The sequence below is a fragment of the Stappia sp. MMSF_3263 genome (assembly GCF_030733745.1).
Taxonomy (GTDB): Bacteria; Pseudomonadota; Alphaproteobacteria; order Rhizobiales; family Stappiaceae; genus Stappia.
Genome location: NZ_JASHIK010000035.1, coordinates 1 through 11,295, shown reverse-complemented (window position 1 = coordinate 11,295; position 11,295 = coordinate 1). Strand labels below are relative to the sequence as shown.

9 protein-coding genes and 1 riboswitch are annotated in these 11,295 nt (G+C 66.8%); of the genes, 6 read left to right on the top strand and 3 right to left on the bottom strand.

The genetic code is table 11. The annotated features are described in order from the left end of the window. The first annotated feature begins 56 nt into the window (after positions 1-56). A riboswitch (SAM riboswitch) is annotated at positions 57-136 on the top strand. A 42-nt stretch (positions 137-178) separates the two neighbouring features. Beyond that, positions 179-1,372, top strand: coding sequence for an O-succinylhomoserine sulfhydrylase (locus tag RBB46_RS22300; RefSeq protein WP_306031262.1), 1,194 nt, complete (start codon positions 179-181; stop codon positions 1,370-1,372). A gap of 141 nt (positions 1,373-1,513) precedes the next feature. On the opposite strand, the gene RBB46_RS22295 is transcribed toward RBB46_RS22300, so the two are convergent. After that, complete coding sequence (locus tag RBB46_RS22295; protein ID WP_306031261.1) at positions 1,514-2,125, bottom strand: CDP-alcohol phosphatidyltransferase family protein; 612 nt, start codon at positions 2,123-2,125, stop codon at positions 1,514-1,516. Between the two features lie 237 nt (positions 2,126-2,362). Here RBB46_RS22295 and apaG point away from each other — a divergent pair, with 237 nt between their 5' ends. From apaG to RBB46_RS22280, 3 genes are all read left to right on the top strand, one after another. Then, entirely contained in the window at positions 2,363-2,755 is a 393-nt protein-coding gene (gene apaG, locus RBB46_RS22290) for a Co2+/Mg2+ efflux protein ApaG (RefSeq protein WP_306031260.1), read from the top strand. A gap of 304 nt (positions 2,756-3,059) precedes the next feature. Continuing rightward, positions 3,060-5,147: a bifunctional diguanylate cyclase/phosphodiesterase gene (locus RBB46_RS22285; RefSeq protein WP_306031276.1), complete on the top strand. Its 2,088-nt coding sequence runs from the start codon at positions 3,060-3,062 to the stop codon at positions 5,145-5,147. Positions 5,148-5,269: 122 nt separating this feature from the next. After that, positions 5,270-7,420 (top strand): bifunctional diguanylate cyclase/phosphodiesterase, encoded by a 2,151-nt coding sequence (locus tag RBB46_RS22280; RefSeq protein ID WP_306031259.1) that lies wholly within the window; start codon positions 5,270-5,272, stop codon positions 7,418-7,420. A gap of 7 nt (positions 7,421-7,427) precedes the next feature. Here the strand turns inward: RBB46_RS22280 and RBB46_RS22275 are convergent, their stop codons facing one another. Then, the gene (locus RBB46_RS22275) at positions 7,428-7,844 is read right to left on the bottom strand and encodes a tellurite resistance TerB family protein (protein WP_306031258.1); all 417 of its coding nucleotides are present in this window, start codon (positions 7,842-7,844) and stop codon (positions 7,428-7,430) included. Positions 7,845-8,122: 278 nt separating this feature from the next. Here RBB46_RS22275 and RBB46_RS22270 point away from each other — a divergent pair, with 278 nt between their 5' ends. Next, positions 8,123-9,796, top strand: coding sequence for a lysine--tRNA ligase (locus RBB46_RS22270; protein ID WP_306031257.1), 1,674 nt, complete (start codon positions 8,123-8,125; stop codon positions 9,794-9,796). Positions 9,797-9,809: 13 nt separating this feature from the next. After that, on the top strand, positions 9,810-10,541 hold the full coding sequence (locus RBB46_RS22265) for an SGNH/GDSL hydrolase family protein (RefSeq protein WP_306031256.1): 732 nt from the start codon (positions 9,810-9,812) through the stop codon (positions 10,539-10,541). 13 nt (positions 10,542-10,554) lie between these two features. Here the strand turns inward: RBB46_RS22265 and RBB46_RS22260 are convergent. Continuing rightward, positions 10,555-11,295, bottom strand: a 741-nt coding sequence (locus tag RBB46_RS22260; protein WP_306031254.1) for a thermonuclease family protein, incomplete at its 5' end; no start/stop codon positions are given.

Genomic DNA, 11,295 nt, shown 5'->3' with positions numbered 1-11,295 from the left:
TTGTTCGCCTGCTGCAAGGAAAGTTGACGCGCCTTGCGCCGTGGACTATCAAAACGACCTTACTTCGTGGTGATTTGGGCCGGCCGGCTTGCAGCCACGTTAAACAAGTCGCTAAACAGGCCGGGTTTGCGAAAACCCCGGTCCGTATAAGGCCGGGGTTTTGCATTTGGAGAGCAGAATGACGACAAAATCGCACGGCTGGCACCCGGAAACGATCCTGGTTCACGGCGGCACGACCCGCTCGCCCTTCGGAGAGACGTCCGAGGCGATGTTCCTGACCCAGGGCTTTGTCTATGAGACCGCCGAGGCGGCCGAGGCCCGCTTCAACGGCGAGGATCCGGGCTTCGTCTACTCGCGCTATGCCAATCCGACGGTCGCGATGTTCGAGAACCGCATCGCGGCGCTGGAGGGGGCGGAGGCCGCGCGCGGCACCGCCAGCGGCATGGCCGCCGTCAACCTCGCTCTCATGGCCTGCTGCAAGGCCGGCGACCATGTCGTCGCCGCCAAGGCGCTGTTCGGCTCCTGCCGCTACATCGTCGAGACGCTGCTGCCGCGCTTCGGGGTGACCTCGACGCTGGTCGACGGCACCGACCTCGATGCCTGGCGCGCCGCCATCCGGCCGGAAACCGTCGCCTGCTTCCTGGAAAGCCCGACCAATCCGACGCTTGAGGTGATCGACATCGCCGCCGTTGCCGATATGGCGCATGCGGTCGGAGCCAGGCTGATCGTCGACAATGTCTTTGCAACGCCGCTGTGGCAGTCGCCCTTCGAGCTGGGCGCCGACATCGTCGTCTATTCCGCCACCAAGCATATCGACGGGCAGGGCCGGTGCCTTGGCGGCGTCGTGCTCGGCAGCGAGGCGTTCATCACCGACGAGGTGATGCCCTTCATGAAGCATACCGGCCCGGCGATGAGCCCGTTCAATGCCTGGGTGCTGCTCAAGGGGCTGGAGACGCTGCCCTTGCGCGTCGAGCGCCAGACCCGCACCGCCGCGCGCCTTGCCGACGTGCTGGCCGAGCATCCGGCCGTTGCGCGGCTGATCTATCCCGGCCGCGACGACCACCCGCAGGCGGAACTCGCCCGCCGGCAGATGAAGGCCGGTTCGACGATGATCGCGCTCGAGGTGGCCGGCGGCAAGGAAGCGGCGTTCCGGTTTTCCAATGCGCTGAAGATCGTCAAGATGTCCAACAATCTCGGCGATGCCAAGAGCCTGGTCACCCACCCGGCGACGACCACCCATCAGAGCCTGGCGGAGGAAGCGCGCGTGGAGCTGGGCATTGGCGAGGGGCTGCTGCGCCTGTCGGTCGGACTGGAGCACGAGGACGATCTCGCCGCCGACCTGCTCACCGCGCTCGACACCGTGCGCGGCTGAGTAGCTGTTTGGAAGTTCCAGCACGGTTCGGTTGAGACGACTTTCGTTCAATATCAAGGGTTTGATCGCGGGAACGGCCCTGTGGCCTTTTCAAGATCAAGGCCTCAAACCAAGCTGGACTTCCCAACCAGGCTCTAGGGTTCAATCCGGTCCGAGCAGGCGCGCGACAAGGATGACGCGCGACACGGCGGAGACGACGCAGACGGCGGCAAAGCCATAGGCCAGCACCGCGAACCATTGCGGGAACAGGCACATGGCAAGGAACACCGCGATCGTCTCCGCCCCTTCGGCAAGCCCGCCGAGATAGTAGAGAGACTTCGATCCCTGCACGTCGGTGGTGATGCCGCGCTTGGCCGCCATCACCGAGAAGCCCAGGAAACTGGCGCCGTTCATGTAGAAGCTGAGCAACAGCGCGGCGGCGGGAAGCGCGTTCGCCGGACCGTCCTGGACGGCGAAGGCGAAGGGGATCGCCCCGTAGAAGAAGAAATCCAGGACGATGTCCAGATAGCCGCCGCGATCGGTCCTGGCGCCGGCCCGGGCGACGGCGCCGTCGAGCCCGTCGGCGAGCCGGTTGGCGACGATCAGCAGGGCGCCCGCCAGCATGGCGTCGCAGGCGATCGAGACGGCCGCGCACAGCCCGCAGGCGAAGCCGGCAAGGGTGACGGCGTCGGCGCTGACGCCGGCACGCGCCAGCCGGCCGCCGGCCGCGTCGAGCGGCGGGTCGATCAGCGGCCTGAGACGTGCGTCGAACATCGGCAAACCCTTTCCCGGCCGGTTCGCACCGGCTGCCCACGTTCCAGATGACCCAGACAGGGTGGCAAGGCAAGCATGCCGGCGCTCACAAGCGCATCACCCGCTGGCACAAGCGCGTGTCCGAAAATCCTCGGCAGGTTTTGCAAGGGGTGAAAAATCCGCGATTCCGGTATAGATTACAGATGGCTGAAGCGTGCGTGCGGATTGGCGCGAGCACGCCTGGCGGTGGAGTGAAACATGTACCGGGCGGTCACGCACGATATCCAGGTCACGGTCGAGCCGCAGTATCTGGCGGAAGAATCCGACCCCGCGGACGGGCGGTACTTCTGGGCCTACAGCGTCGATATCGTCAATCTGGGCATGGACACGGTGCGCCTGCGCGCCCGGCACTGGCGCATCGTCGACGCGGTCGGCCACCTTGAGGAGGTGCGCGGTCTCGGCGTCGTCGGCGAACAGCCCGTGCTCGCCCCCGGCGAACGCTTCGAATACACGTCCGGCTGCCCCTTGCGCACCAGTTCCGGGATGATGGCCGGCTCCTACCAGATGGAGACGACGGACGGCGAGCGCTTCGACGTCGACATTCCCGCCTTCTCGCTCGACATCCCCGGCCAAGTCCGCAGCGTAAACTAGGACGTGAGTCCGGCCGGGCCGCCCTTCTTCCGCCTGCTCCTTGAGACGAATGGCATCCGGTTGCGCGCGCAACCGGTTTCGTGTGCATTCGACTTGGATTCAACTGATTTCGATCCGGGTTTCGACTGGACCGGCGCCGGATACGCATCTTCGTAACCATGGCTCTTAAAACAAACGTAATGGTGTCGGGGGCAATCTGGCGAAACGGTTTTATGCTGTTACGGCACGAGTACTTGGGTGTAGGATTCGTGCAGGTGTTTCGCATCGGCGGGAATGCGGGAAGGAGCCAGCCAGCGTGGCGTCCATGGGCAATACGATCAGCGGCACGGAGGGTGTGGCATTCCATCTGTCCGGCCCGCAGGCCAGCGCCTTCGGCGCGGCGTTCCACGTTTCCCCGGTCCGGATGCTCTATTGCGACAGGAACCTCGTCATCCGCGAGGCCAATGCCGTCTGCCTGCAGGTCGACGGGCTGAGCCGCAGCGAGGTGATCGGCCGCTCGCTCGAGGATGTCTACGGCGCGGCGATATGCGATGCCCGCCGCCCGAACATCGACGCGGTGTTGCGCGGAGAGCCGCAATCGACGATCGAATGGGGCCTGCGCAGGGCAACGCGGGGCCGGTTACTGCGCATCCGCCACGAGCCGGTCTGGGATGCCGCCGGCGAGGTCATCGGCTTTCTGCTGATGATGGAGGACAAGACCGACCTGCACGAGCTTGAACAGCGTGTGTCCATGCAGGAGGACGTCATCCGGCAGACATCGGATGCACTCGCCGTGGTCGGGGCGGACTATCGCTACCACTGGGTCAATCCCGCCTATGCGATGATATGGAGACGGGCGCCGGAAGAGGTGATCGGCCTGACGGTGCCCGACATCATCGGCACCGAAGGGTTCCGGCAGCGGGTGCTGCCACGGCTGACCTCCTGCTTCAACGGCGAGGTGACGCAGTACGAATTCTCCTGGCCGAACGGCAAGGGAAGCGACACGCTATACGCGGTGCGGCTGGAACCGCTGCGCGACGAGAAGGGCGACATCGTCGGCGCCGTCGTGAACATGCGCGACATCACGGAAGCGGCGATCCTCAACCAGCGCCTGCGACGCCAGGCGATGGAGGACGCGCTCACCGGACTGGCCAACCGCTATGCGCTGGAAGCCGAACTGGCGCGCCGGGTCGACCTGTGCCTGCAGGCGGGCGCGGAGTGCGGCACCCGTTACGGCACGGCGCTGCTTCTCGTCGATCTCGACGACTTCAAGGTGGTCAACGACCTTGCCGGCCATGTCGCCGGCGACGCCCTGCTGCGACAGGTGGCAAGCCTCTTGCGCTCGCTGGAGCAAACGGCCTTCATCGCCCGGCTGGGCGGCGACGAGTTCGCATTCCTGGTCGATGCGGTCGACGAGACCGGCGCGGCGCATCTTGCCGACCGGATCGTCGCGAGCGTCGAGGGAGCCGGCTTCGTGTGGAAGGGCGAGCGCTACTCGGTCGGCGCAAGCGTTGGCGTCGCCCTGCTCGACGCGGAGGCCTTCGCCGCCGGGACCCCGTCCGTCCACGACATCATCAACTGGGCCGACAGGGCCTGTCTCGTGTCCAAGGAAAAGGGCGGGGCACGCGTCTCGGTCTTTCATCCCGAAGACGGCGAGATGCAGGCCCGTTTCGAGGAGATCGGCAACCTGCAGGTGGTCCAGGCCGCCCTGCAGGAGGGGCGTTTCGCCCTGCATGTCATGCCGATCGCCCCCGTCGACGGCCGCAGCAAGCCCTGGCACGAGGTGTTGCTGCGGATCATCGGCGAGGACGGCCGGGCCTTGCCGCCGCAGGTGTTCATCACCGCCGCCGAGCGGCACGGACTGATGAACCGGGTCGACCGCTGGGTGGTGGAGACCGCGCTTGCCCGTATGCCGGCCCTGCCGCACGACGTCCGGCTGACGATCAACCTGTCGGGCCAGTCGGTCGGCGATCCCATCTTCCGCGATTTCCTGCTGGCGGCGCTGGACGCGGCGGGCATCGGGGCGGGGCGTCTTGCCTTCGAGATCACCGAAACATCGGCCGTGCGCTCGATGGAAACCGCCCTGGACATGATCGCGGCGCTCAAGCAGCGGGGACACGGGGTGATCCTCGACGATTTCGGCTCGGGCCTGTCGTCCTTCGGCTATCTGCGCCATTTCGATGTCGACATGCTGAAGATCGACGGCAACATCATCGGCAATGTCCGCGAGGACGAGGTGCAGCAGACCATCGTCGCCGGCATTGTCGCGGTGGCCGAGGCCATGCGCATTCGCGTGGTGGCCGAGTATGTCGAGGACGAGGCGACGCTGGAGACCCTGCGCGAGCTCGGGGTCAGTCTCGTGCAGGGCTATTTCGTGGGGATGCCCACTCCCTGGGACGAGGTGTTCGGCTGATGGCATCCGCAACACCACGCGATGCGCGGCGCGCATTGTGGTGCTAGCCTTGGGCGTTGCAGGCCCGTGGCCCGCAGCTGCGTTCCATTTGATGCCGGCACTCCGGCCAGCGAGTTGAAACCATGGCGGTCAAGCGCAACCTACCTGATCCCGACCTGAGTGGCGTCGCCTCCGCAACGACAACGTTCCTGCGTGGCGGCTCCCTGTCCGGCAGGACGCAGGCCGGGGACTGGCCGCTTCCGATCGATCGCGAGACCCTGCACCAGGCCATCATCGACATCAACCGCGCGGGAATATTCGTCTGCGACCGCGATTACCGCATCTGGGACGTCGACGGGGCCTTTCTCGACATGGAGGGGCTGGGGCGCGAGGATGTCATCGGCAAGCATGTCGAGGAGGTGCTGGGGCCGCGCGTGTTCGTGCTGCGCAAGGCCAATATCGACGATGCCTTCGACGGTCGTCCGTCCCGCATCAGGGCGCCGGGGATCCGTTCCCACACCCGGGGCAAGCTGCTTGAGGTCTACTTTCAGCCTGTGTTCGGTCCCGACGGACAGGTTGCCTGCGTGATTTCCGCCGCCCGCGACGTCAGCCAGTTCCAGGCGATGAACGCACGGCTGTCCCTGCACGAGGAGATCGTCCGCCAGACGACCGACCGCATCTCGGTGGTCGGCACTGATTTCCGCTACAAGTTCACCAATGCCGCCAATGCCGCCTATTACGGCAGGCAGCCGGAGGAGTTCGTCGGGCTGCACGTCTCCGAACTGATCGGCGGCGAGCGCTTCGGCGGTCGCGCGCGCGCCCATTTCGAGGCCTGTTTCTGCGGCCAGTCGATCGAATACGAGCATGAACTGGTCGACACGGAGGGCGAGACCCGCTTCCTGCGCGTGCGCATGGATCCCTATCGCGACGAGAACGGCCAGTTGACGGCGGCCATCGTCGTGTTGCGCGACGTCACGGCGGCGAGCCTCATGGCGCGCGAGATACGGCGCCAGGCGCGCGAGGATGCCCTGACCGGCCTGGCCAACCGGCACGCGCTGCAGGCGGATCTCGAGACCTTGCTGGAACGCGTCGAGCTGGGCGGGACGGGCTCGGCGCTGATCACCGTCGACCTCGACGGCTTCAAGGTCGTCAACGACATTTCCGGACATAGCGGCGGCGATGCGCTGCTGTGCCAGATCGGCGACATGCTGCGAACCTTCGAGCAACCCGGCAAGGTGCGCTGCGCAAGGCTCGGGGGCGACGAGTTCGCCGTCGTCCTGGAGGGGGAAGACGAGGCGGCGGCGCGCGATCTCGCCAACCGGATCGTCGCCAACCTGGTGGCCATGCGCTTCGTGTGGAACGGCGACAGCCATGTCGTCAGCGCCAGTGTCGGCATCGCCATGATCGAGCCCGAACCCCGGGGCGACCTGCCCAAGACCGTCTACGAACTGCTCAACCGTGCCGACCAGGCCTGTCTCTACGCCAAGGAGATCGGCGGGGCCCGTGCCGTCGTCTATCGTCCCGACGATGCGGAGATGGTCGCCCGGCGAACCGACATCGGCAATCTCCAGATCCTCCAGCAGTCGCTGGAATTCGGGCGCTTCCAGCTTTACACGATGCCGATCCGGCCGCTCGACAAGAGCCGTGCACCGATGCTCGAGGTGCTGCTGCGCTTCCTCGACGACGAGGGGCGGGTGGTCGCGCCGGCGGCCCTGATCGGCTCGGCCGAACGCCACGGGCTGATGCCGCAGGTCGATCGCCGGGTGGTGGATACCGCGCTCGACAATATCGGCCGGATCGAGGACGGCACGCTGCTGTCGATCAACCTTTCGGGGCGCTCGGTCGGCGACCCGCAGTTCAAGGATTTCCTGCTGGAGGCGCTGGACACGCGGCCCGGCGCGGCGCAGCGGGTCTGTTTCGAGATCACCGAGACGGCGGCCGTGCGCAGCATGGCGACGGCGCAGGCGCTCACCTTCGCCCTGCGCGAGCGCGGTTGCGGGGTCATTCTCGACGACTTCGGCTCGGGCCTGTCGTCCTTCGCCTATCTGCGTCAGTTCCGCATCGACAGCCTGAAGATCGACGGGGCCATCATCGGCGATGTCGTCCACGACGAGCTGCAGCAGACCATCGTTGCCGGGATCGTGGCGATCGCCCGCAAGATCGGCGTCGGCGTCATCGCCGAATATGTCGAGGACGAGAAGACGCTGGACATGCTGCGCGGCCTCGGCGTCACCCAGGTGCAGGGCTATCACATCGGCAAGCCGGCGCCGTGGGTCGGCACCGGCCTGGACTGATCGCGCCTCAGCCGCCGGTGCGGTAGCGGGCCTGGGCGCCGCGCTCGATGGCGGCGACCGTCAGCTTGTCGAGGCCGAGCGTGTCGCGCAGCATCTGCAGCATGCGCAGTTCCTCCTGCGCCACGGTGACGTCCGCCACGGCGATTTCCACCGCCAGCGCATAGGCCGTGTCGGCATAGCTCGTCGGAACGCTGTCGGCGATCAGGGCGAAAGTCGCCGACATGCCGTTTTCCGCCTGCAGGCGTTCGCCGCAGTCCTGGGCGACCGGAACCAGCTGCTCCGGGTCGAAATTCTTGAAGACAGGCAGCGTCTTGATCAGTTCGCCGATCGAATGCAGCTCCTTGTCGGTCATGCTGCTGTCGGAGGCGGAGACCATCACCATCACGTAGATCAGGGCTTCCTGCAGGCTTACACGCTCACTCATCTGGGATCTCGGCCTTTTCTCGCTCATCCATGAAGCTCCCTTCAGGTAGCGGGATGGCGAGGGGATCGCAACCCTGCGATTCTACGGGGTTGCGCTCCGGGGGGCGCCATTTTTTGTGCGGTGCAGGTTTCGTTTGTGCAAGGCTTGCATTAGTGTCCGCGCGCGCTCGCTTTTGTCCACCAACGCCGCCGCCCGGGCACGCGACTGGACAAGCCGGCGCAAACCCTGGACAAGCTGACACCCGACCCGCAACAGACCCGGAAGGCACCGGTCCGCACATGACCACCGCTTCGCAGCCCAAGCTCGACCTTTCTCCCGCCGTCATCGAGGCCGCCCGCACCTCGAAAGCCTGGCCCTTCGAGGAGGCGCGCAAGCTGCTGAAACGCGTGACGGCGGCGAAGATCGACCGTCCGGTCCTGTTCGAGACCGGCTACGGCCCTTCCGGCCTGCCGCATATCGGCACGTTTGGCGAAGTGGCGCGCACGACGATGGTGCGCACCGCCTTTCGCGTGCTCAGCAATGACGAGATCCCGACCCGGCTGCTGTGCTTCTCCGACGACATGGACGGCATGCGCAAGATCCCGGACAACGTGCCGGACCGGGCCTTCCTGGAGCCGCATCTGCACAAGCCCCTGACCGATGTGCCCAATCCCTTCGGTGGCGGGGCGTCGAGCTTCGGCGCCCACAACAACGCCATGCTGCGCCGCTTCCTCGACACGTTCGGCTTCGACTACGAGTTCGCCAGCGCCACCGACTATTACAGGTCCGGCCGGTTCGACGAGATCCTGCTGAAGGCGACCGAGAAGTACCAGGACATCATGGATGTCATGCTGCCGACGCTGGGCGCAGAGCGACAGGCGACCTACTCGCCCTTCCTGCCGATCTCGCCGACATCGGGCCGAGTGCTCTACGTGCCGATGAAGGCGGTCGACGCGAAGGCCGGCACCATCACCTTCGACGACGAGAACGGGGAGGAGACGACGCTTCCGGTCACCGGCGGGCGCGTCAAGCTGCAGTGGAAGCCGGATTTCGGCGCGCGCTGGGCGGCACTCGACGTCGATTTCGAGATGTTCGGCAAGGACCACCTGACCAACGCCTCGATCTATGACCGGATCTGCGAGATCCTCGGCGGCACCGCGCCCGAGCATTTCGTCTACGAGCTGTTCCTCGACGAGATCGGCCAGAAGATCTCCAAGTCCAAGGGCAACGGCCTGACCATCGACGAGTGGCTGACCTATGCCTCGCCGGAAAGCCTGGCGCTCTACATGTTCACCAAGCCGAAGACGGCCAAGAAGCTCTATTTCGACGTCATTCCGAAGGCGGTCGACGAGTATTTCGCCTTCGCCGGGAAGCTTCCCGCGATGCCGGTCGAGCAGCAACTCGCCAATCCGGTCTGGCACATCCATTCCGGCCGGCCGCCGCAGGTCGACATGCCGGTCTCCTTCACGATGCTGCTCAATCTGGTTTCCGCCTCCAATGCGGAAACCAAGGACGTGCTGTGGGCCTTCATCTCCCGCCATGTTCCAGGCGTCACCGCCGCAACCCATCCCAAGCTCGACGAGCTGGTCGGCTACGCGATCCGCTACTTCGAGGATTTCGTCAAGCCGACCAAGGTCTTCCACGCGCCGGACGAGGTCGAACTGGCGGCCTTGACGGCCCTGGACGAGAAGCTTGCCCAATTGCCGGCCGATGCCGACGGGAGCGCCATCCAGGACGCGGTGCTCGATGTGGCCCGCGCCATCGAGCGCTACCAAGACCACAACAAGAAGAGCCCCGACGGCGGGCCGGGCGTGTCGGTCGTCTGGTTCTCGGCGCTCTACAAGCTGCTGCTCGGCCAGGAGCGGGGGCCGCGTTTCGGGTCCTTCGTCGCGCTCTACGGCATCGAGGAGACGCGGGCGCTGATCGCCCGGGCGATCGCCGGCGAGCTGGCGGGCGCCGCGGCAGAGAACTGAGCGCAGGCCGGCCGTGTCGCGTCTTGCCTTCCACCTGAGCACCCTGGCGCTGCCGCTCTACGCGGTCGCCGGCTTGCGGCTGCGGGCGCGCACGCATCGCTTTCCGCCCGCCGACGGCCCGGTCTTCGGGCACGCCCTGCCGGAGGACGGGGAGGGCGGCGGTGCGAACAGGCTGCGCCTGCTGGTGCTGGGCGACAGTTCTGCCGCCGCCGTCGGCATCGCGCGGCAGGAAGACGGGCTGGCGCCCTGCATTGCCGCAAGCCTTGCCCGGCGGCGCGGCTGCCGCGTCGACTGGCACGCGGCAGGGTTCAACTCCGCCACCACCGGGATGCTGCGCGATCATGTCGTCCACAACCTGGAGCCGGTTCCCTACAGCCACATCCTGATCAGCGCCGGCTTCAACGACCTGAAGAACTTCCATTCCGGTCGTCGTTTCCGCCAGGAGTTCGGCGGTCTGATCTACGCCCTCAAGGCACGCTTTCCCGAAAGCCGGATCTACTGGTCCCAGGTGCTTGCCCCCGATGACGTGCCGGCCCTGACGCCTCTTGTCAGGGCGCTCCTGCGCCCGCGCGCGGTCGAGATCGTGCGGCTTGGCCAATGCCTGTGCCGCGAGCGCGGCGTTGCCGCCATTCCCGCGGCGAAAGGCCTGCCGCGCCGCGCCTTCTGTGCCGACGGCATTCACCCGTCAGAGGAAGGGTTCGCCGGCTGGGCGGAGCATGTGGCGGAGCACATGCAGGCCGGCTGAGGAGGCCGGGCGCTCAAGGCTCCGGCGTATCGGGCCCGTGCGTATCGGGCCTGTGCGTATCGTCGTTCGTCTCCGCCGGGCTCTCCACCGTGCCGTCTTCGGACGCCTCCGCGCCCGGATACCAGGGCGTGTCGACGATCTCCACGGCCTCTCCGCCCAGAAGCGGCGCGATGTCGGGCATCGCTGCGCCGGGAGCGGGCGCCGAGCCGGCCGGCGGCAGGTCGGTGCGCCAGTCGAGCTGCCACAGGCCCTTGCGCGCGGCGCGGGCCGCCTCGAATGCCTGCGTCATCGTCTGGGGGGCGCCTTCGTCCGGCCGGGCCCAGCCCTGTTCCACCATCCATGTCGCAAGGTCGGTGTCGCGCCGCCGGCAATTCGCCCGGACCAGTCCGCCGGCGGTCTCTTCCATGTTGTCGCAGGTGATCGCGTGGCGGCGCACCAGCGCGCGCAGCGCCGTGCGGGCCCGCACGCCGCACGGCCAGCTGCCGCCCAGCCGCGAGGGGCAGGTTTCCTCCAGGCGCGGTGCGGTGATCCCGGCGAGCCGGATGGTCAGCTTCTTCGTCCGGAAGCTGCCGGCGTCGATCACCATCGGCTGATGGAAGGTGATCTCGGTCGGGATCTCGCGCCTGGGGAGCTCCGGCAGGCGCGGCTCGACCCGTTTCAGCGGGCCGGACACCGGCGGCGGCGGCAGGATGTCGTCCGGCGCCACGTTGCGGATCGTGGAGGGATGCGGGGCTGACGGGGGAACGTCTGACGG